The organism is Bradyrhizobium sp. LM2.9, from assembly GCF_054056555.1.
In genome coordinates this window covers 3,485,663-3,507,251 of the sequence record NZ_JBSRYJ010000002.1, presented here as the reverse complement: position 1 = coordinate 3,507,251, position 21,589 = coordinate 3,485,663, and the positions used below count along the sequence as shown (strand labels likewise).

At 63.0% G+C, this 21,589-nt stretch carries 17 protein-coding genes and 3 pseudogenes; 8 read left to right on the top strand and 12 right to left on the bottom strand.

What is annotated here, in order from left to right:
• Positions 1–102: 102 nt before the first annotated feature.
• A pseudogene (gene hisC / locus ACVWW3_RS18655) lies at positions 103–1,156 on the bottom strand (histidinol-phosphate transaminase).
• 224 nt (positions 1,157–1,380) lie between these two features.
• Between hisC and ACVWW3_RS18650 the strand changes: the two are divergent.
• The 5 genes from ACVWW3_RS18650 (at position 1,381) to ACVWW3_RS18630 (ending at position 7,334) form a co-directional block, all read left to right on the top strand.
• Positions 1,381–2,859 (top strand): FAD-binding oxidoreductase, encoded by a 1,479-nt coding sequence (locus ACVWW3_RS18650; protein WP_456649076.1) that lies wholly within the window; start codon positions 1,381–1,383, stop codon positions 2,857–2,859.
• A gap of 262 nt (positions 2,860–3,121) precedes the next feature.
• Complete coding sequence (locus ACVWW3_RS18645; RefSeq protein WP_354045283.1) at positions 3,122–3,973, top strand: 3-hydroxybutyryl-CoA dehydrogenase; 852 nt, start codon at positions 3,122–3,124, stop codon at positions 3,971–3,973.
• Between the two features lie 137 nt (positions 3,974–4,110).
• Positions 4,111–4,575 carry a group III truncated hemoglobin gene (locus ACVWW3_RS18640; RefSeq protein ID WP_247349598.1) on the top strand — a complete coding sequence of 155 codons (465 nt, stop codon included), beginning with the start codon at positions 4,111–4,113 and terminating at the stop codon, positions 4,573–4,575.
• A gap of 260 nt (positions 4,576–4,835) precedes the next feature.
• Positions 4,836–5,489, top strand: a complete 654-nt coding sequence (locus ACVWW3_RS18635; RefSeq protein ID WP_456649077.1) for a QcrA and Rieske domain-containing protein — start codon at positions 4,836–4,838, stop codon at positions 5,487–5,489.
• A 117-nt stretch (positions 5,490–5,606) separates the two neighbouring features.
• Entirely contained in the window at positions 5,607–7,334 is a 1,728-nt protein-coding gene (locus ACVWW3_RS18630) for a methanol/ethanol family PQQ-dependent dehydrogenase (protein ID WP_247349595.1), read from the top strand.
• Between the two features lie 177 nt (positions 7,335–7,511).
• Here the strand turns inward: ACVWW3_RS18630 and ACVWW3_RS18625 are convergent, their stop codons facing one another.
• The 7 genes and pseudogenes from ACVWW3_RS18625 to xoxF5 form a co-directional block, all read right to left on the bottom strand.
• Positions 7,512–7,718, bottom strand: a complete 207-nt coding sequence (locus tag ACVWW3_RS18625) for a hypothetical protein (RefSeq protein ID WP_456672049.1) — start codon at positions 7,716–7,718, stop codon at positions 7,512–7,514.
• 190 nt (positions 7,719–7,908) lie between these two features.
• Positions 7,909–10,221: a molybdopterin cofactor-binding domain-containing protein gene (locus tag ACVWW3_RS18620; protein ID WP_456649078.1), complete on the bottom strand. Its 2,313-nt coding sequence runs from the start codon at positions 10,219–10,221 to the stop codon at positions 7,909–7,911.
• 1 nt (position 10,222) lies between these two features.
• A pseudogene (locus ACVWW3_RS18615) lies at positions 10,223–10,676 on the bottom strand ((2Fe-2S)-binding protein).
• Between the two features lie 616 nt (positions 10,677–11,292).
• A complete protein-coding gene (gfa, locus tag ACVWW3_RS18610) occupies positions 11,293–11,856 on the bottom strand; it encodes an S-(hydroxymethyl)glutathione synthase (RefSeq protein WP_247443913.1) in 564 nt (187 codons plus the stop codon).
• A gap of 34 nt (positions 11,857–11,890) precedes the next feature.
• Positions 11,891–13,000, bottom strand: a complete 1,110-nt coding sequence (locus ACVWW3_RS18605; RefSeq protein WP_106946409.1) for an S-(hydroxymethyl)glutathione dehydrogenase/class III alcohol dehydrogenase — start codon at positions 12,998–13,000, stop codon at positions 11,891–11,893.
• A gap of 61 nt (positions 13,001–13,061) precedes the next feature.
• Positions 13,062–13,553, bottom strand: coding sequence for a c-type cytochrome, methanol metabolism-related (locus tag ACVWW3_RS18600; protein ID WP_247349663.1), 492 nt, complete (start codon positions 13,551–13,553; stop codon positions 13,062–13,064).
• Between the two features lie 109 nt (positions 13,554–13,662).
• Complete coding sequence (gene xoxF5, locus ACVWW3_RS18595) at positions 13,663–15,468, bottom strand: lanthanide-dependent methanol dehydrogenase XoxF5 (protein WP_247349590.1); 1,806 nt, start codon at positions 15,466–15,468, stop codon at positions 13,663–13,665.
• A 513-nt stretch (positions 15,469–15,981) separates the two neighbouring features.
• Between xoxF5 and ACVWW3_RS18590 the strand changes: the two genes are divergently transcribed.
• Positions 15,982–16,950, top strand: coding sequence for a helix-turn-helix domain-containing protein (locus ACVWW3_RS18590; RefSeq protein ID WP_247349589.1), 969 nt, complete (start codon positions 15,982–15,984; stop codon positions 16,948–16,950).
• Between the two features lie 60 nt (positions 16,951–17,010).
• On the opposite strand, the gene ACVWW3_RS18585 is transcribed toward ACVWW3_RS18590, so the two are convergent.
• The 4 genes and pseudogenes from ACVWW3_RS18585 to ACVWW3_RS18570 all read right to left on the bottom strand — a co-directional run bounded on the left by ACVWW3_RS18585 (position 17,011) and on the right by ACVWW3_RS18570 (position 20,597).
• The gene (locus tag ACVWW3_RS18585) at positions 17,011–17,451 is read right to left on the bottom strand and encodes a hypothetical protein (RefSeq protein ID WP_247349588.1); all 441 of its coding nucleotides are present in this window, start codon (positions 17,449–17,451) and stop codon (positions 17,011–17,013) included.
• Between the two features lie 187 nt (positions 17,452–17,638).
• Entirely contained in the window at positions 17,639–18,568 is a 930-nt protein-coding gene (locus tag ACVWW3_RS18580; protein WP_456649079.1) for a substrate-binding periplasmic protein, read from the bottom strand.
• Positions 18,565–18,922, bottom strand: a pseudogene (locus tag ACVWW3_RS18575) (c-type cytochrome). Before ACVWW3_RS18575 ends, ACVWW3_RS18580 begins: the two are co-directional and overlap by 4 nt.
• 10 nt (positions 18,923–18,932) lie before the next feature.
• Positions 18,933–20,597, bottom strand: a complete 1,665-nt coding sequence (locus ACVWW3_RS18570; RefSeq protein WP_456649081.1) for a methanol/ethanol family PQQ-dependent dehydrogenase — start codon at positions 20,595–20,597, stop codon at positions 18,933–18,935.
• A 344-nt stretch (positions 20,598–20,941) separates the two neighbouring features.
• On the opposite strand from ACVWW3_RS18570, the gene ACVWW3_RS18565 reads away from it, so the two are divergent.
• Together ACVWW3_RS18565 and pqqA are read left to right on the top strand one after the other, a co-directional pair.
• A complete protein-coding gene (locus tag ACVWW3_RS18565; protein ID WP_456649082.1) occupies positions 20,942–21,334 on the top strand; it encodes a calcium-binding protein in 393 nt (130 codons plus the stop codon).
• 171 nt (positions 21,335–21,505) lie between these two features.
• Positions 21,506–21,586, top strand: coding sequence for a pyrroloquinoline quinone precursor peptide PqqA (gene pqqA / locus ACVWW3_RS18560; RefSeq protein WP_018460299.1), 81 nt, complete (start codon positions 21,506–21,508; stop codon positions 21,584–21,586).
• Positions 21,587–21,589: the final 3 nt, after the last annotated feature.

Genomic DNA, 21,589 nt, shown 5'->3' with positions numbered 1-21,589 from the left:
TAACCCGAATTTGACCGGAAATCAAAAGCCGCGGGCGGCATGGCACGAGGCCGCGTTTGGCATCATCGTTTGACGCTGGCCGATGCCGCGACCGTCGGGGGCTCAGATCAAGCCGCGCAGCACTTCAACAAGCCGGGCACACTCGGCCTCCGTTCCTACGGTGATGCGCAAGAAGTCCTCGATGCGCGGCTTTCCGAAATGCCGGACCAGAACGCCACGCTGGCGAAGCGCTGCCGCAAGATCTGTTCCGCTCGCGGCTTCGATGGCGCGCGAAAACGAAGTTTGCGAGCGACGGCAACACCTCGAAGCCGAGTTGTCCAAGCTCGCGGGCCAGCGTTTCGCGGCTCGCGATGATACGGGCGCGGGACTTGCGAAACCAGCCGTCGTCCTCGATCGCGGCGACGGCGCCGGCGATAGCGAGGCAATCGACGGGATAGGAGTTGAAGCTGTCCTTCACGCGTTCCAGCGCTTCGATCAGCGGTCGTTGACCGATGGCAAAACCAACCCGCAGGCCAGCGAGCGAGCGCGATTTCGAGAAGGTCTGGATGACCAGCAGATTGTCGTGGCGTGCAACCAGCGGCACGGCGCTTTCGGCACCGAAATCGACATAGGCCTCGTCCACCACCACCAGCCGGTCCGGTTGTTCGGCAAGCAGCGATGCGATTGCGTCGCGCTGAAGGGCGATGCCGGTCGGGGCGTTCGGATTGCAGAGAAGGATGGCGCTCGATGGTCGCCTGTAATCGGAGATATCGATTCTCATCGCGGCATCGAGCGGCACCTCGTCGTGCGTTATTCCATAGAGGCCGCAATAGACGGGATAGAAGCTGTAAGTGACGTCGGGAAACAGAAGCGGCATATTGTGCTTCAGAAGAGCCTGGAAGGTGTGGGCCAGAACCTCGTCGGAGCCGTTGCCGACGAACACTTCCTCGGGCCTCACATCGCAATGCGCCGCGATCGCCTCGCGCAGGCGCGTCGCACCCGGATCGGGATAAAGGCGCAGCCGCTCCGCAGCCGATGCGACGGCCGCCAGCACGCGTGGCGAGGGCGGGTAGGGATTCTCGTTGGTATTGAGCTTGACGATGCCGTCCTGCTTCGGCTGCTCGCCGGGGACGTAGGGCGAAAGCGTGTGGACGACCGGACTCCAGAAACGGCTCATGATCTCCAATCCGAATTTGATCGCGGCACAGTAGGGTATGCGGGACCTCCGCGGAAGAGCGCTTGCATTCGGCATTCTAGGCAAATCCGCACCAGCCTCACGGCCGGAGGCGTTCCCGCCCGCGCGACCCCTGTGCTAGGGTCATCGCGCAACCGCCCAGAATAGAAAACAAGAACGAAGGCCGGTGCGCGCAAGACGCAGAACAGCCGCAAAGAGAGGAACACATGCCGGGTGCAGCCCTTCCCACCGCTCCCTCGATTCCGACCGCGCCCGTGACGTCAGCTATTCTCGACCGCTTGCGGGCAATCGTGGGCGACAAAGGCCTGATCCTGGACGAGCAAGACAAGCAGCCCTTCGTGACCGACTGGCGCGGCGAACTGGCGGGGCAGGCCGCGGCGGTCGTGCGTCCGGCCAGCACCGCGGAAGTCTCCGCTGTCGTCAAGCTCTGCTACGACAACGGCATTGCCATCGTGCCGCAGGGTGGCAACACCGGCTTGATGGGCGGTGCCACGCCATGGCCTATGCACCGCGGCATCGTGCTGTCGCTCGGTCGCATGAACCGGGTGCTGAATGTCGATCCCGTCGGCTACGCCATGACCGTAGAGGCGGGCTGCATCCTCCAGACGCTTCAGGACACGGCCGCGCGGCACGACCGGCTCTTTCCGCTCAGCCTGGGTGCTCAGGGCTCGTGCATGATCGGGGGCAATCTGTCCACCAATGCCGGCGGCGTGCAGGTGCTGCGTTATGGCAATGCGCGAAATCTGGTGTTGGGTCTCGAGATCGTGCTGGCTAACGGCGATGTCTGGGACGGCCTGCGCGCACTCAAGAAGGACAACACCGGCTATGACCTCAAGCACCTGTTCATGGGCGCCGAAGGGACACTCGGTATCATCACCAAGGCGGTGCTGAAGCTTTGGCCGGCGCCGAAAGACGTGTGCACGGCATGGCTTGCGATCCGCGATGCCAAGGCAGCCATCGACCTCCTGTCGGAGGCGCATGCCGCTTCCGATGACAATGTCGGCTCCTGCGAACTCATCAGCCGAGCGTGCACCGATATGGTACTGCGCCACGTTCCCGGGACCCAGGATCCTCTCAAGGCGGAGACCGAGTGGTATCTCCTTCTCGAATGGTCGTCGGCCCGGCCCCGACAGGACTGCGGCACGGGCATGTCGGACAGGATGGAGCATTTTTTGGCCGACCAGCTCGAGGCGGGCCGGGTGCTCGATGCGGTGATCGCGCAAACCGAAACGCAGTCGCGCAACATGTGGCGCATTCGCGAGAGCGTGGCCGAGGCATCTCGCACCGAAGGGCCGGGCTTGAGCTACGACGTGTCGGTCGCCATCTCCAGGATTCCAGAGTTCATCGACAGCGGTCTCGAGGCCGTACGCGCAATCCTGCCGACGATCCGCCCCTACCCGCTCGGCCACATCGGAGACGGCAATTTGCACTTCTCCTTCATGGGTCCGAAGGGCATGGACCGCGCTACGCTCAAGCAGTATTCCGCGGCGATCTCACGGGCCGTCAACGACCTCGTCACCTCCATGGGCGGCTCGATCTCGGCGGAACACGGCATCGGCATCGAGAAACTCGACGAGCTCCAGTACTATCGTTCCCGGACCGAGCTCGACATCATGCGCACGATCAAGCGGGCGCTCGATCCCAAGAACATCATGAATCCGGGCAAGGTGCTTCGTCTCGATTGAGGCGCTCCCCGCCTCGGGCACGGTCCTCCCGGACCCTCGGCGCTCTTGGGGGAGGAAGCCGCAGATAGCTCGGGCCTAACAGGCCAGGAGGCCGCCAAATCATGCCGTTTCGCGGCCGAATGGCGACTTTATTCCCGCGTTGGATGCTTTAAGGAAGGGCAGGATCAGGTCGCACCCGCCCGGTGGCGGTGCTAGACCCTGATTCAGGAACAATGGGGCGGTGCCGGTATGGCACGTCCGTAAGGATGAAGGATTTGAGGCAATGATCCAAACCGTCGGAATTATCGGGGCAGGGACCATGGGGAACGGCATCGCGCAGATTTGTGCCGCGGCCGGGCTTTCGGTCGTGATGGTCGATATTTCCGATGCGGCGGTGAACCGCGGGATTTCGACCGTCGGCGGCAGCCTCGAGCGGCTGGTCAAGAAGGAGAAGATGTCGGCGGGCGATCGCGACGCGACGCTCAAGCGCATCACCGGCACCACCGACCGCGCGAAGCTCGTCGATTGCGACCTCGTCATCGAGGCCGCGACCGAGAACGAGGAGCTCAAGGTCAAGATCCTGAAGGACCTCTGCGCGACGCTGTCGCCGCGCACGCTGCTCGCGACCAACACCTCCTCGATCTCGATCACGAAGCTCGCCGCGGCGACCGACCGCCCCGACCGTTTCATCGGCATGCACTTCTTCAATCCGGTACCGGTAATGGCGCTGCTGGAGCTCATCCGCGGCTTGCAGACCTCCGACGACACCCACGCCAAAGCGCTCGATTTCGCCAAGCGCATCGGCAAGGTGGCGATCACCGCCAAGAACAGCCCCGGCTTCGCCGTCAACCGCATCCTGTGCCCGATGATCAACGAAGCGATCTTCGCGCTCCAGGAAGGGATTGCGACGGCGGAAGAGATCGATGCCGGGATGAAGCTCGGCTGCAACCACCCGATCGGGCCGCTGGCGCTCGCCGATCTCGTCGGGCTCGACACCATGTTGTCGGTGATGGAGGTCTTTTACAAAGGCTTCAACGACCCCAAATACCGTCCGGCCCCCTTGCTCAAGGAAATGGTCGATGCCGGCCATCTCGGTCGCAAGACCGGGCAGGGCTTTTACACCTACAGCGCCTGACAATGGCGCAGGCGGCGGGCAATTGGTGCTCGCCGCCAGACCCCGCAATTTGCGCTGCGACAAAGACGCCGCGCGCAATTGAGCTCACAATGTCGAACGGGCGGCCTGCGGGAACAACGGAACGGATAACGAAGGACATGTCGGATCGATTGAAGGCCGAGCGCGAGGCTGCGGCCGAGCGGCGGAACCTGCTGACCCAGGACGCGATCAAGCGCACGGGGATCACCGAAGAGATGATCGGCGAACTCGTCACCCGCTTCTACGGACGCGTGCGCGAGGATGCACTGCTGGGCCCCGTGTTCGCGAGGGTGCGGAATTGGGACGAGCATCTCGCCAATCTCAGGGACTTCTGGTCATCGGTCGTTCTGATGAGTGGCCGCTACCACGGCTCCCCGATGCGGGCCCATATGCCGCTGAGCCTGGCCGGCGATCATTTCGACCGCTGGCTGGATTTGTTCGAACCGACCGCACACGAAGTCTGTCCGCCCGCGGCGGCCGCGCTGTTCATCGACAAGGCGCGCCGCATCGCCGACAGCTTTGAGATGGCGTCGGCCACCTTGGCGGGTCGGATTGCCGCGCCGCGTCACGTGCTCAGGTCCTGACGACGATCGGTCTGCCTGCAGACATACAGCGACCTTGTTTCGCCTTCGCGTGCGTAACGGGTAGGGCGGTGCACCAATTCCGATATCATCGGGCTGGTCTGCAAAATCATCATGCGAAGCGCGTGATGTGACGTTGAAATTGCGAAATCCGTTCGATTGCTTTCATTCTTGCTCAATCAAAGCGAGCAAAGCCATATTGATGCATTGCGGCGCCAATTCTTCGCCTTGTTTTCGGCAGAGTTCCAGCGCCTCCTAATTACATGTCCAGCGCATCGTTCATCACCCATTCCTCATCCTCCGAGAATGTCGCGGAGCCTGACGTCGACGCGGGCATCGAGCAGACGCGGCGAACGCTTTTGCTCGGTGCGCTCGCCACCACTGCTTGCCTTGGCTGTGCCTCGCAGGTGCATGCAGGAGAGGATCCGCCCGGCTCGGATGAGCGGCCGCAGAAGGGCGATGTGCTCGTCTTCTCGGAAGGCGATCGGGAAGGGAAACTCATTACCGCGGCCGATCTGTCGGTCGGCGGACCGCCGGTGCAAGCCTGGCCGAAAGACCCAAAGACGTCGGTCGTGCGCAGCGCTTCGCGCCTCAACGAGATCCTGATCATCCGGCTCGATCCCGCCGAGCTCGACGAGCAGACGAAAGCACGCGCCGTCGACGGCATCATCGCCTATTCGGCAATCTGCTCGCATGCCGGCTGTCCTGTCACTGCCTGGGTGAAGAGCGATGTCGGCGACAAGGAGGTGTTCAAGTGCATGTGCCACAACTCCGAATACGATCCTCGCGCGGGCGCGCAAGTCGTGTTCGGGCCAGCGCCGCGACGGCTCGCGGCGCTGCCGCTGGCGCTGGCTGACGGTTCGCTCAGCGTAGCCGGGAACTTCATGGGAAAGGTAGGTGGCGTGCAGCCAGGATGATGGACGGTGCGGGTCGTACCCGCGTCACGAGAGGCCGCATCCGCCGATGGGCGGACGACAAGAATTCAAAACAACAATTCAAATAAGAATTCAAACGGATGAAAAAGGGGAACGTCCATGACCAGGAAGCAATGGTTACTGTCCGGCTTCGTCGCCTTCACGTGTCTTGCCTCGACCGCCGCCGTATCGGGCCCGGTCGAGAACTATGCACCGGTCACCGCGCAGCGGTTGGAAAACCCGGAGCCTGCCAACTGGATGCTCTACCGGCGGACCTATGACGGGCAGGGCTACAGCCCGCTCGACCAGATCAACACCTCGAATGTGAAGAACCTCACCCCGGTCTGGACCTTCGCGACCGGCGTCGTCGAAGGCCACGAGGCGCCGCCGATCGTCAACAACGGCGTGATGTTCGTGGCGACCCCGATGGGGCAGGTGATCGCCCTGAACGCCAAGACCGGCGACGAATATTGGCGCTACAAGCGGCAGCTCCCCGACGATCTGTTCCAGTTGCATCCGACCAGCCGCGGCGTCGGCCTCTGGGAGGACAAGCTCTATCTCGCCACCACCGACGATCATGTCGTCGCGCTCGACGCCAAGACCGGCAAGGTGGTGTGGGACACCAAGGTGCAGGACTACAAGAAGGGCCAGTACATGACCCTGATGCCGCTGATCGTCGACGGCAAGGTCATCGTCGGCGGCTCCGGCGGCGAGTTCGGCGTGCGCGGCTATGTCGCCGCCTATGATGCCAAGGACGGCAAGGAGCTGTGGCGGACCTATACCATTCCCGGCGAAGGCGAGCCCGGCCACGACACCTGGCAGGGCGAGGACTGGAAGAACGGCGGCGGCTCGGCCTGGATGACCGGCAATTACGACAAGGACACCAAGACGATCTATTGGGGCGTCGGCAACGCCGCGCCGTGGCCCGGCGAGATGCATCCCGGCGACAATCTCTATACCTCGTCGGTGCTCGCGCTCGATCCGAACACCGGCAAGATCAAGACCTATCACCAGTACCACCAGAACGATTCCTGGGATTGGGACGAGGTCGAAGCGCCGATGTTGATCGACCTGCAACGCGACGGCCGCACCATCAAGAGCCTGGTCCATCCCGGCCGCGATGCGATCTTCTGGATACTCGAGCGCACGCCGACCAAGATCAACTACATCGCCGGCTGGCCGTTCGTCTCCACCGACGTCTGGAAGGGCATCGATGCCGAGAGCGGCAGGCCGATCCTCGATCCCGCGCACAAGCCGATGGTCGGCAAGCGCGTGGAGTTCTGTCCGTCGCTGTGGGGCGGCAAGGACTGGCCGTCGGCGGCCTACAGCCAGAAGACCGGCCTCGTCTACGTGCCCGCCAACGAGAATTTCTGTGGCGGGTTCACCGGCGAGAAGGTTCCGCTCAAGCCCGGCGAACTCTGGCTCGGCACCAAACCGGAGGACATCGGCCTGAAGACGAAGCCTGGCGCCGATCATTTCGGCGAGCTCCAGGCTTGGGATCCCGTTACGGGCAAGAAGATGTGGCAACACAACTTCCCCAAGTCGCAGCTGTTCGGATCGGTGACGGCGACCGCAGGCGATCTCGTCTTCGTGGGCGGCACCAACGACCGCAACTTCCGCGCCTTCAACGCCAAGAGTGGCGAGCTGCTGTGGGAGCAGAAGACCAACTCGGGCATCATGGGCATGCCGGTGTCCTATGAGATCGACGGCACGCAATACATCGCGATCCAGTCGGGATGGGGCGTGGATGCGCAGCGCATCCAGGATGCACTCGTGACCAACAATATCGGCATCGAAGCCAACGTACCGCAGGGCGGCGTCATCTGGGTGTTCGCGCTGAAGAAGTAAGCTCCGCTGGCGGATCGAAAGAAGCGGAGTGTCAGGGGGCAAATGCGGCGGACGGCAACGTCCGCCGCATTTTGCGTGACGGGATGGGATTGCTGCCCGCGCCACGAAGTCGTCATGGCCGGGACAAGCCTGGACAAGCCCGGCCATGACGATGCGGTCGCACGCGACGCCAGATCGCTACTTCCCCTCGCGCTCTACCTTGCCCTTTTCCTTCTGGTTCATTTCCTGAACCTTGGGATCCGGATTGTGCTGCCCGGTGGTCTGGGTGGTCGAGGGCGGCGGGGCATTGGCGTTGGGCAGGGAGTTCTGGTCCGGCGTGCTGGGGCGCGTGGCCGTGGTTGGCGGCGCCGTGTTGTTCTGGGCGAACACGCCTGTGGTCGTCAAAAGAAAGGCGCTCGACAGCGAAACTGCGAGCGCCCTTTGAAATATGGGTCATCGATCTGCTCCTGTCAGATCGATGGAAACGGCGCGAAGCCGCTTTGTGTTCCCGAGCGCGATAGACTTCTATCGCGCTCTTTCCTGATTGAGCATGGTCTGTTCGGAAAACCGGTGTCCACTTTTCCGGACCAAGCTCTCACGCCTCCAATTGCTTACCGAGCGGAAGGTTGCGGATGCGCTTTCCGGTCGCGGCGAAGATGGCATTCATCAGCGCCGGCGCGAACGGCGGGACACCGGGCTCGCCGACTCCGCTCGGCGGCGTATCGGGTCCGGGCGGCACGATGTAGACGTTGGTCACCAGCGGGGATTCATCCATCCTGAGGACCTGGAAGTCGTCAAAGTTCTTTTGCTCCACCTTGCCGTCCTTGAAGCTGATCTCGCCGTATTTGGCGAGGCTCAGCCCCATGATCGCCGCGCCCTCGATCTGCGAGGCGATGCGCTCGGGGTTGACATAGGTGCCGCAATCGATCGCGGTGTCGACCCGCGGCACCGTCAGCTTGCCCTTGTCGTCGACGGCGACCTCGACGATGGTCGCGATGTAGCTGACGAAGCTGCGGTGTACGGCGATGCCGAGACCGTGGCCCTTGGCGACCGCGCGGCCCCATTCTCCCTTCTCGGCGACCAGCTCGACCACCTTGCGCAGGCGCGCGGTGTCGATCGGATAGCTGTCGAAGGGCTCGCCGTAGTTCCACATGTCCTTCACGGCCGGCTTGACGATGCGCGGGCTGCCGATCAGCGCCAGCAGCGTCTCCTTCTGGTCGCGGCCGGTCGCATGCGCGATCTCGCCGACCATCGACTGTACCGCGAAGGCGCGCGGGATGTTCGAGACCGAGCGGAACCAGCCGATGCGGGTGAACGCCGCGGCTTCCGGGTTCTCGCAAGAGATGTTGGCGATCTCGAACGGCATGTCGACGAGGCCCATGCCGAGCTCGAAGGGCGCCGCGTGGTTTGCACCCGCGGCGAACGTCGAGGCGATGCTGGGTGCCACGCTGCGGTGGCGCCAAGCGATTACCTTGCCGCTCTTGTCGAGCCCCGCCTCGATCCGTTCCGCGGAGACCGTGTGCAGGAAGTCGTGGCGGACGTCGTCCTCGCGAGTCCACTGCACCTTCACGGGCGTGCCGAGCTCCTTCGATAGCAGCGCGGCCTCGAGCGCAAAGTCGCATTTCGACTTGCGGCCGAAACCGCCGCCGAGCAGGGTTACGTTGACGGTGACATTGCCCTCGGGGATGCCAAGCGTCTTGGCGACGTCCTCGCGTGTGCCGCCCGGGCTCTGCACCGGTGCCCAGATCTCCGCCTTGTCGCCCTTGACGTCGGCGACCGCCACCGGCGGTTCCATGCTGACATGGGCGAGATGTGGCAGATAATATTCGCCGACGATGATCTTGTCGGCACCCTTCAGGGCAGCATCGGCGTCGCCTTCCTGGCGCACGACGAGGCCCGGTTTGCGCGAGGCTTCCTCGAGCTCCTTGCGGTAGGCGACGGAGTCGTATTTGCCGTTGGCACCGTCGTCCCAGGTGAGCTTAAGTGCGTCGCGGCCCTTGATCGCCGCGCCGGTGTTGCGCGCGATCACGGCAACGCCGCCGAGCGGCTGGAATTTCGACGGCCATGGCCAACCGCGCACCTGCATCACCTTCTCGACGCCGGGGACCTTCAGCGCCGCGTCCGGATCGAACGAGACCAGCTTGCCGCCTGTTACCGGCGGGCGCGCGATCACGGCATACTTCATGCCAGGCAGCCGCACGTCGGCGCCGTAACGCGCCTTGCCGGTGGTGATGTCGTGGAGATCGACGATGCCGACCTGGCCCTTGCCGAGATAGCGGAAGTCCTTGGGGTTCTTCAGCTTGAGGCCTTCGATACTCGGCACCGATTCCTTGGCGGCATCGGCTGCGAGCTCGCCGAAGCCGAGCTTGCGGCTCGTCGCGCTGTGGACGACCTCGTGATTGACGGCCTTGACCTCGGTCGCCGGCACGCCCCAGCGCTTGGCCGCAGCCTGTTCCAGCATGGTGCGGGCGGAGGCGCCGATCTGGCGCATCGGCATCAGATAATGCCGCGTGCTGCGCGAGCCGTCGGTGTCCTGGTTGCCGAACTTGACCTCGTCGCCGTGAGCCTGCTGCACTTTGACTCGCGACCAGTCAGCTTCCATTTCTTCCGCTACGATCAGCGGCAGACTGGTGCGCACGCCGGTACCCATCTCGGCGCGGTGAGCGAGGATGGTGACGGTGCCGTCGGGCGCGACCGCGACGAACACGCGCGGGTCCACCACGACGCCATGCGGCATTTTGCCGGCGCCGGTCTCATAGGCGAACGCCTGGCGCGACATCACGGGGGCAGCGAGCACGAAGCCGCCGGTGATGCCGAGCCCTTTCAGGATGCTGCGGCGCGAGACTTTCTCGACCTTGATGTTCTTTTCGAAGCCACGAAGCTTCCCCGGATTGTCGATGAAATTCATGTCACACTCCCGTCGATGCGAGATGGACCGGCGTTCTCAATGCGCTGGTAGCAGCCGCAGCGGCAGATGTTGCCGGCCATCGCTTCGCGGATCTGGTCGTGCGACGGCTTTGGATTGTCCATCAGCAGCGCCGCCGCCTGCATGATTTGGCCCGCCTGGCAGAAGCCGCATTGGGGTACGTTGACCTGGCGCCAGGCCTTCTGCACCGCGTGATCGCCGTTCGGATGCAGTCCCTCGATCGTCGTGACCTCGCGGCCGGCGACGTCGTTGATCGATGTGATGCAGGAGCGCACGGCTTCCTTGTCGACGATGACGGTACAGGCGCCGCAAAGGGCCTGGCCACAGCCGAACTTGGTGCCGGTCAGCCCGGCCTCGTCGCGCAGGAACCAGAGTAGCGGAAGATCCGGGTCGCCGTCCCAGCTCTGTTCCTGGCCGTTGATCTTCACCTTGATCATGATCGTCCCTCGCTCTTCATAAGCTTGCCGATTTCAAATTGTCCCGACGTCGGTCGGTGCAATGCTGCTGCGTCGTGTCGTCGCGTTCCGGCCGTCATCCGGCGCGGGCAGATCCCGGCAGGAAGCAGGAATGCGAGTGTCATGTCCGGATGTGCTCGATACCTCCGTCTTGTTCTTGATTATTGAATTTCGCGCGGCATCGTGACGACGCAATCGTAGCAGAGATCGCCTCGGTCCGGCGTTCACAGCCAAGTGTTCTCTAGTCAGCTGTATCGACGGGAAAAGATTGCAACGAAGGTTTGTCAAAAGCAGGGCGCTGCATCACGCAGCGCGCCTCCCGAAACGGGCACAATGAAAAAAGCTTCGTCCGCCAGAAGAACTGTGCGGACGAAGCAGGATGCCTCAGTCGAGGGAGGGAGAAACGCAAGCGCTGCGGACTTCAAGCAGGAAGCCGGCGGCCCTGCGCAGTCATTCAGAGACCAGGACTGAGGGACCTGATGGCCCTCGTATACGCAGAGTGGAGAAGCGGGGCATCGCCGTGATTGGTCCCGGGGCCGGACCGTCCGCTCGCTGGCGAGAACCAGCGAGCGGACGGGCAAACGTCAGGCGGCTTGGCTCAGGCGGCTTTGGCCTTCGCCACGTGGGTCGCGATCGCGTCCATCAGAGCCGGCGACAGGCAGTCATAGGGCTCGAGGCCGATTTCCTTCAGCCGCGAACGAATACCGGGCATTTCCTCCGGCTTCACGCCCGATTCGATCACCGAGGAGACGAAGGCGGCGAATTGCGGCGCCTGCGAACCCTGTTCCTGGAACAGTTCGGGGTGAATGAAGTCGAGGCCGTAGAACGGGTGGCCCTTGTTCTCGATGCGGCCGTACATGTGGGTGCCGCAGGCCTTGCAGGCATGGCGCTGGATCACCGCAGAGGGGTCGACGATCTGGAGCTTGTCGCCGTTCTCGATCACGCTGACGTTCTGGCGCGGCACCACGGCGACGACGGAGAAATTCGCGCCCTGCGGCTTCCAGCACTTGGTGCAGCCACAGGCGTGGTTGTGCGCGACGTCGCCCTTGACGGCGACCTTGACCTGATGGTCCTTGCATTTGCATACGAGCGTGCCGCCGGCAAAGCTGCCGCTGCCCTGTTTGAGGCCGTTATCGATCGAGGGATGGAGTGCAACAGTCATGGGTCGATCCTCCTTGGGGGTGACGCTTTTCGAACTAGAACACGACGACTGAACGGATGGATTTGCCCTCATGCATCAGCTCGAAGCCTTTATTGATGTCTTCGAGCTTGAGCGTGTGGGTGATCATCGGGTCGATCTGGATCTTTCCGTTCATGTACCAGTCGACGATCTTCGGCACGTCGGTGCGGCCGCGCGCGCCGCCGAAGGCGGTGCCCCGCCAGTTGCGCCCGGTGACGAGTTGGAACGGGCGGGTGGCGATCTCCTTGCCGGATTCGGCAACGCCGATGATGATCGAGGTGCCCCAGCCGCGATGGCAGGCTTCCAGCGCCTGGCGCATCACCGTGGTGTTGCCGGTGCAGTCGAAGGTGTAGTCGGCGCCGCCGTCGGTCAGGGTCACGAGATGCGGGACGATGTCGCCGGTGATCTTCTTGGGATTGACGAAATCGGTCATGCCGAACCGCCGGCCCCATTCCTCCTTGGAGTCGTTGATGTCGACGCCGATGATCTTGTCGGCGCCGGCCATCTTGGCGCCCTGGATCACGTTGAGGCCGATGCCGCCGAGGCCGAACACCACGACGTTGGAGCCCGGCTCGACCTTGGCGGTATTGACGACGGCGCCGACGCCGGTGGTGACGCCGCAGCCGATGTAGCAGCTCTTGTCGAACGGCGCGTCCTCGCGGATCTTGGCGACCGCGATCTCCGGCAGCACGGTGAAGTTCGAGAAGGTCGAGCAGCCCATGTAGTGGTAGATCGGCTTGCCCTTGTAGGAGAAGCGGCTGGTGCCGTCCGGCATCACGCCCTTGCCCTGAGTCGCGCGGATTGCGGTGCAGAGATTGGTCTTCTGGCTGAGGCAGCTTTTGCACTGCCGGCATTCCGGCGTGTAGAGCGGGATGACGTGGTCGCCCGGCTTCACCGAGGTCACGCCAGGACCGATCTCGCGAATGATGCCGGCGCCCTCATGGCCCAGGATCGACGGGAAGATTCCTTCGCTGTCGAAGCCGTCGAGCGTGTAGGCGTCGGTGTGGCAGATGCCCGTCGCCTTGATCTCGACCAGGACTTCGCCGACCTTCGGTCCTTCCAGATCGACCTCCACTATCTCGAGCGGCTTCTTGGCTTCGAAAGCGACGGCGGCACGTGTCTTCATCGTAAACTCCTCAAATTCTAGCAGGGCGCCAGGAACCAGGTCCTGGTCGGGCTCCGCACGTTCACTTCTTGTTGCCCATGCACGAATCTTCGTTCTTGGTATAGGCGTCGTTCTTGTCCTCGTGCTTGCCAGGTCGGGTGCGGCCCCAGGCCTCGTTGGAGCGGGCGCGCAGATAGACGTAGAGATCGTCCATGTAGCAGGCGACGTTCGGGTTATCGCCGAAGGCCGGCATCACGTTCTCCTGGGCAGTCGAGATGTTCTTGCGGCCGGAGGCGACGACGCCGAGAAAATCCGCGTAGCTCATCGTCTTCAGCGAATCCTTCAGCGCCGGGGCGTAGGTCGAGCCCATTCCATCCGGGCCGTGACACACATGGCAGTCCGAGTGATAGCGGCGGTACCCGGAATAGGTGTACCAGTCCACAGAGCCCTCCGTGATCTTGTAGGTTGGGTTGCCTTCCTTGTCGGACCATTCGCCGGTTTCGTTCTGCTTGACGGCGGTCGGATCACCTGAGCCGTCCGCGACGGCAATTCCCCCGGACGCAATCAAAAACATCGCAGCGATGGCAGAGCAGATTTTACGCAAGAGATTTTCCTCGGAAGGCATTCTGTGAGACGAGCCGGCGCGTGGAGTAGATCCACGCGCCGGAGCGATGCTGAGAGGCCTAGTTGGGCAGCGAGAACACGGTCAGCGTACCGCCGAGTGCCGTGTAGCTGCTGAGCGCCGCGTAGCCACCTACTGCGCCGAGACCTGCGGTCGGATCGGTCAGACCCGCCGCCAGACCGATACCGGCCCAGCCACCCACGCCGGAGAGGACTGCGATATACTGCTTGCCGCCGTTCTCGTAGGTGGTGACGTTGCCGATGATACCGGAGGGAGTCTTGAACTTGTAGAGCTCCTTGCCGGTCTTGGCATCGACTGCCTTCAGGTAGCCTTCGAGCGTTCCGTAGAACACCACGTTGCCCGCGGTTGCGAGTGCACCCGACCAGACCGAGAACTGCTCCTTGTTCGACCAGACGATCTTGCCGGTCTTGCCGTCCCAGGCGATGAAGTTACCCATATGGGTTTCACCCTGCGGCGGATACATCGAGAGCGTCGCACCCACATAGGGCTGGCCCGCGGTGTAGCTCACCTTGAACGGTTCGTAGTCCATGCAGACGTGGTTGGTCGGAACGTAGAACAGCTGCGTGTCCGGCGAGTAGGCTGCCGGCTGCTCGTCCTTGGTGCCGAGCGCGGCCGGGCAGATGCCCTTCACGTTGTGGTCCTCGCCCGCCTTGTCGGTCGAAGCTGTGTCGAGCACCTTCGGACGGCCATAGGTCGGCGAGTTCTTGTCCATGTCGACGCCGGAGGTCCAGTTCACCTTCGGATCGTACTTTTCGGCGACCAGAAGCTCACCGTTGACACGATCGAGCGTGTAGCCGAGGCCGTTACGATCGAAGTGCGTCAGCAGCTTGCGCGGCGCGCCGTTGATCGTCTGGTCCGAGAGGATCATCTCGTTGACGCCGTCATAGTCCCACTCGTCGTGGGGCGTCATCTGATAGACCCACTTGGCAACGCCCGTATCCGGGTTGCGGGCCCAGATCGTCATCGACCATTTGTTGTCGCCGGGACGCTGCTTCGGATTCCAGGTCGAGGGATTGCCGGAGCCGTAATAGACGAGGTTCAGCGCGGGATCGTAGGAGATCCAGCCCCAGGTCGCACCGCCACCAATCTTCCACTGATCACCTTGCCAGGTCTTGAGGCTGGAGTCCTTGCCGATCGGCTTGCCGAGTGCGGTGGTCTTCTCGGGGTCGACCAGAAGCTGATCATCCGGCCCTTCGGAGTATCCACGCCATGCCAGCTTGCCGGTCTTGATGTCGTAGGCGGACATATGGGCCTGAACGCCGAACTCGCCGCCAGAGATGCCGATCAGCACCTTGTCCTTGACGACCATTGGAGCCGAAGTGCCGGTCTCGCCCTTGCTGGCGTCGCCATTCTTCGCGGTCCATGCCACCTGACCGCTCTTGGCGTCGAGTGCGACGAGCGTGGTGTCGGCCTGATGCAGGAAGATCTTGCCGTCGCCAAAGGCCAAGCCGCGGTTGACCGTATCGCAGCACATCACCGGGATGACATTCGGGTCCTGCTTCGGCTCGTACTTCCAGACGATCTTGTTCTCGTTGGAAAGGTCAATAGCGTAGACCTTGTTCGGGAACGGCGTGTGGACGTACATCATGTTGCCGATGATCAACGGGCCGCCTTCGTGGCCGCGCAGCACGCCGGTCGAGAAGGTCCAAGCGACCTGGAGCTTGCCTACGTTTTGTGCGTTGATCTGGTTCAGTTTGGAATAGCGGGTATTGGCGTAGTCGCCCGTCGGCATCACCCAGTCTTTCGGGTTCTGCGACATCTTGAGCACTTCATCGTTGGCCGACGCGCTGCCGACGGCGAGAGCCGCCGCGGAGCCAAGATAGGCCGCCAGTAGTACCTTGCGCATAGTCATTCCTCCATTGGTCTCGTTTATTGTTTCCGAAGCATTGCTTAATCACCGGGCTTTTTCGTCCGGCGTCTGCTCGTGCAGGGCGGTCACGATTGGGACCAGAAACGATGCGGTGGTGTTACCTCCTCCTGATGAGAGTCACGGGTCCACGTGCAGAGCGGCCCGTTCTTGTTGTTCCTGCCGCAATTCGTAACGACTTCGTAATCGGGAAACTTGCCCAAGAGAGAAGCTGGTTTGCTTGACAGCGCACGGACACGAAGATTTTGATTTTGCAGTAGCGAATTCAGCAGCTTCCGCATTGCTTTGGGGCCGTCTTCAACGCTCAGGTTCCCCTTGACGGCGCTGCGACTAAGGCGGAGGATTAACTTTCAAGGGTGACAATGGAACGATGGCGCTCGTTCTAGAAGATCGCTCAAATCGAGGTAAACGTCACGCAATCATGGCTGAGGGCTCCGGCAGCGCTGGTTGCGATTCGTATCGAATCTCCGGATCAAACCAGTGGCTGGATTAATGTCCGACACAATACACACGCTCTCGACGACGGGAATGACGCCGAAGCGGCAGATCCAGAGCTGGATCGATGGGCTGACGAGCCTGTGTGGGCATTTCGACGTGGATCCGCTGGAGGCGTCCTCGCTCGAAGGCCGCATCGACTACACCTCCGTCTCGCGCTTGAAGCTCTGCCAGATCGAGGTCAGCCAGCACCGCATCGCGCACACGCTGGCGCGCGCCAAGGCCAATGAGCACCCGTACATCAAGATCCACTTCCAGACTTACGGTGTGTCCTATTTCGAGCAGGATGGCCGCCACATCGAGCTGAACCCGGGCGACATCATCGCCTATGACGTCTCCTGTCCGCATTCGATCATCAGCCCCGCTTTCACGCGCCACGACGTGGTGATCGTGCCGAAGGCGCTGCTGCGCGACCGCGGATTCCCGTCGCAGCGAATGCCCGCCTGCAAATTGACGTCACGCACGGGGACGGGGCGGATCGCCCATGATTTCGTCCATGCGACCTTCGACGAGGCGGCCAAGCTGTCGGCGAACAGTGCGGTCGGCGTCGCCGATTCGCTGATCGACCTTTTGCTGCTGCCGCTGCGCGAGGCGGACACGATGCTCGATCGCGTCGGGCCCGAAGCGACGTATGTGCGCGCGCAGTTCTTCATTCGCGAGCATTTGCGCGATCCGGATCTGTGCATCGACCAGATCTCCGCCGAGCTCGGCTGCTCCAAACGCTATCTGCACATGTTGTTCTCCGAGCGCGGCACCACGGTGAGCGACTACATCTGGCAGGCGCGTCTTCAGAATTGCCGCCAGGAACTCGAGACCCATGCCGGCAAGACCATCACCGATGTCGCGTTCTCCTGGGGCTTCTCCAGCTCATCGCATTTCAGCCGCGTGTTCCGGAAATATTTCGGCGTAGTGCCGTCCTCGATCCACAAGGCGCAACAGGGCGCCGTTGCCGCGGACGAGCATTAGGCGAACGCCAAGCTCGGCGGTCGCCGAGAGCAAATGACCGTCACACGTCCGCGATGTCTCTCACGCCGATAGGGCGACGTAGGGAATACCGGCCACGAGAGCGGCGAGCAGCACCGCGTTGCCCAGCATCCCGCTCCAATGTAACCGGCGTAATCGGCGTGGGGCTTCGGTATCGCCGGCGTCTCGCGCGCTGAGCTGGTCGTCGATCCGCCGCATGAAGCCGCGGCGTCCGTAGATCGCCAGGGCTGTAACCAAGCCAACGCCCATCGCAGCGAGCAAACGACCGTCGAGCAGGAAAGCGACCGTTCCGATGATTCCGGCAACGCGCATCACCAGAAAATGGGCATTGAACATTCCGCGCAAAAGCTGGGCGACGGGCTGGATATCCAGCTTCACCAGCAGGAAGGCGGGCGAAGCCAGCGTGAAATAGCCCATCGGAAAGAGCAGAATGATCATGACGGCTATGGCGACGCCATCCGGTGTGACGCCATCCGGTGTCATGGGATCGGCCTTTCTCGTCGGCGCCGGGGAGATCTTCCGCCAGCGTCGCACAATCATAGCGCGAAAACGCGTTTCCGACACCAGGCTTTGGTCGGATGCCGGCGAAGGCACCTTGCCTCGAGGTTCAGTCCGGCTCCAGGCCGCCCGCGAAGGCGGGCGATCCAGTGTGGTCGCATGTCAGGCCATCTCACCGCTGGATGATCTTCCTCCAGACGTCGCCAAGAATCGCAGGCTCTCGCGGCGGCAGATAGGTCAGCCCTGCCTGCCTGCCGAATTCGGCGATCTTGCCCTCGGCAGCAAGCCCGCTCAGCGCCGTGTTGACGGCGTCGATCAGTGCGGGATCGCCGGCGAGCCCGACATAGCCGCGGTTGGCGCCGATCGGATAGTAATAGCCGGACGCCGTGATTGCCGTGTCGGGATGCGCGGCGCGATGGGCGTCGAAACGGCCGAGGTCGATCAGCGTCGCGTCGTAGTCGCCACGAGCGAGCGCGCCGAGGAGATCGTCGCGACCGGGGACGAGATGGGTGATGTTGTCGATCAGGCGCCCCTTGTCGAAGGTCATCAGGACGGCATCGCCCAGCGAGCCACTCTCGATGACGAGGCGAAGGCCGGCAAGGTCGCCGATATCGCCGATCTTGCGGCCCTGCGCCTTCGGCCCGAGCACAACCGTCATCGGCGAGTAAACATAGGGCTGGCTCGGTGCGAGCACGCCGAGCGCGACGCGGCGGCGCCGGTCGTCACGGGTGGCGCCGGCAAAATCCGGCAAGCGTGCCGTCTTCATGCCGGGCTTGACGAGGGAATCCGTCGTCAGCGCGTAGCCGCCGACCAGCGAGCAGCGCCCGTCGGACAGCAGCGCATTGGCCTCGAGCTGCGGGCTCGAATCCTCATCCAGCTTGCTCTCGAACCACTGGATCGTCAGAGGCCGTCCGAGCCGGTCGGCGAGCGCCTGCCCCAGCCGTACGTCGAAGCCGGAATCCGGCTTGCCCTTGTGATGCACCGAGAGCGGCGGCCGGTCCTCGTCGAGACAGATCCTGAGCGGATCGTCGGCCGCGCGCGCAGCCGTGGCCGCCGCCGCGAGAATCGCGGCAACGCTCCACGCGACGTGCCAGGTCTTCATGGCTTCCTCCGGCTCGAGATGAAAGCCCAGAGATCCCCGATCTCGTCGTCGTTGAGGATGTCGGCCCAGGGCGGCATCTTGTTGTTCTTGCCGTTCTTCACCGTGGTGACGAAGCGCGTCTTGTCGTTCGGGAAGGCGCGCAGGTCCGGCGTGATGGTGCCGGGGTTCATCATGTTGGGGCCGGTGGCAGTGCGAGCATTTTTCGGCATAGGTCGACTTGCCGTGGTCGATCTGTGCCTGCACGGGATTGCCGGTTGCGTCATCCGCGGCACGAACGGTCGCCGCAAGCGCGACCGTGAGCACCGCGACGGCGGCGAGGATCGCCGCCGTCTTGTGAGATCCGTCGTTCAGCATCGCGCCGTGGTTACTGCTTGACCGCAAAGACCCATAGCGAGCCGCCGGGCGGCACCTTGGCAAGCCGCTCGTCGCCGGAGAACAGCGAGTAGACACCGCCATAGCCGCTGGTGACGGCGACATACTGCACGCCATCCTGCTGCCATGTCACCGGTTGTCCCTCGATGCCGGAGCCGGTCTGGAACTGCCAGAGCTTCTTGCCGGTGTCGGCGTCGAAGGCCTCGAACTCGCCGGTCAGCGCGCCCGAGAACACGACGCCGCCCGCGGTCGACAGCACGCCCGAGAAGCGCGGGATGTCGCTCGGCGCCTCCCACTTCGCCTTGCCGGTCATCGGATCGATCGCCTTCAGATGACCGCGCGGGCCGTCACCCCACTCCCAGAGATCGGTGAGGTCCATGCCGAGATACCATTCACCCTGCTTGAAGGTGACGGGTTCGGTCTTGTACCGGCCACCGAAGGCGAGCGTGTTGGCGTAGGCCAATCCGGTCTGCGGATTGAACGACATCGGTTCCCAGTTCTTGCCGCCGAGGATCGACGGATAGACTGTCACCTTCTTGCCTTCCCGAGCACCTGTCGTGACGTCGGTCTCCATTGGCTTGCCGGTCTTCATGTCGATTCCGGTCGCCCAGTTGACCTTCACGTAAGGATTGGCCGCGAGCAGCTTTCCGTTGGTGCGGTCGAGCACGTAGAAGAAGCCGTTGCGGTTGGCGTCCATCAACACTTTGGTCGGCTTGCCCTCGACGTTGATGTCGGCGAGGACCATCTCGGCCACGCTGTCATAGTCGAACGGATTGTTCGGCGAGAACTGGTAGTGCCACTTGATCTTGCCGGTCTTGGGATCCATCGCCAGCACGGAGCAGGTGTAGAGGTTATCGCCGGGGCGCACCGCCGAATTGAACGGTCCGGGATTGCCGATGCCCCAATACACCGTGTTCAGCTCGGGATCGTAGGAGCCCGTGATCCAGGTCGAGCCACCGCCGAGCTTCCAGGTATCGCCCTTCCAGGTGTCGCCGCCGGGCTCGTCGGGGGAGGGGATCGAATGGGTACGCCACAGGTGCTTGCCCGTCGCCGGATCCCAGCCGTCGATGAAGCCGCGGGTGCCGAACTCGGCGCCGGAGATGCCGGTAATCACGACGCCGTCGGCGACCAGCGGCGCCACCGTCATCGAATAGCCTTCCTTGATGTCGGCCGCCTTCTGCCGCCACAATTCCTTGCCGTCCTTGGCGTCGAGCGCGATCACGTTGGCGTCGAGCGTGGTGCGGAATACCTTGCCGTCGTAGAGCGCGGCGCCGCGATTGATGATGCCGCAGCAGACGATGCGCGGCGTCTCGGCGGGATACTCGATCTTGCTCTTCCAGATCTGCTTGCCGGTCTTGGCGTCGACCGCCATGGTCGCGTTGTGGGAGGTCACGTAGATCACGCCCTGATACACCAGCGGCTGCGATTCCTCGCTGCGATCGTCGTTGAAGGAGTAATTCCAGACCGGGACAAGGTTCTTGATGCTGTCCTTGTTGATCTGGTTCAGCGTCGAGAAGCGCTGGAGATTGTAGCCCATCCCGTAGTTGAGAACGTTCGATGTATCGGTCGCGCCCTTGACCAGCTGCTCGCTGGTTTGTGCATTTGCACAAGTCGATGCAAGCATGACGAGGCTCGCGGCCATCGCAAAGCGTTTCATCCGTTCCTCCCAATATGCGCGCCTGTTGACGCTGCGACAGCAACACTCCGCCCGAATGCAAAACGCGTCAATACGAAAGTCGAAGGCGCGCTGCCGATATGTTGGATGCCAGACGCCGGTCACCTGACGGAAACCTTACAAACGACTCTCAACTTGTGCGCAGGCGCTGAAGAAATTCCGCGGCACGAAGCGGAGCCCATGCGGGGCCGCCGCGCCTGGGCCGTCGGGTTCTGCGGGTTGTGCAGTGCGCAGGTTGCAATTCGGGGCTAGAACGGAAGCTCGCTTGTGGACTTATGTCATTACGATCCGGCTCCGAATCGGAGCTCTCGGTCAGGGAGATTCTGATGATATCGCGTCGCTCTGTTGCGCTTGCGCTCACGATTGCACTGCTGTCCGGTCCGGACTCGTCGGCATCCGGCGGCGCCGTAAAAATGTTCGATACCGACAATGACGGTACGCTCGATCTTGCCGAGGTGAAGAAGGCGGCGGCCGCACTGTTCGCCAAGCTCGATCCCGATCACGACGGCACGCTCGACGCCCGCGAATTGCGCGGACGGTTAACGGCGAAAGAACTCGCCGCCGCCGATCCCGATCGTGACGGGACCCTCACGCTCGACGAGTATCTCTCGGTGGTGGAGCAGCGTTTCAACGCGGCAAATCCCGACAAGGATGGAACGCTGGATGCGAAGGAGCTGAACTCGCGCGCCGGCCGCGCGTTGCTGCGATTGTTGCGCTGAGAGAAGTCGCGCTTGACTGGGAGCGAAGGCGTTTTGCCCGAGAGGGAAATTCGCGAGCGCGATGCGACAGTTCGCGGTGTTCGTCGTCTGATTCCAGACTTGCGCTGTCGCTGATGCAGCCCTAGGTTTTGCCCCGCGCGATGTCGCGCTCATCCCTTGGGAGACCCCCGAATGGCTTGGAAAGCTCCGAAGATTGTGGAAGTGCCGGTCGGCATGGAAATCAACATGTACGCCTGCGCTTTGCGCAAGTAAGAC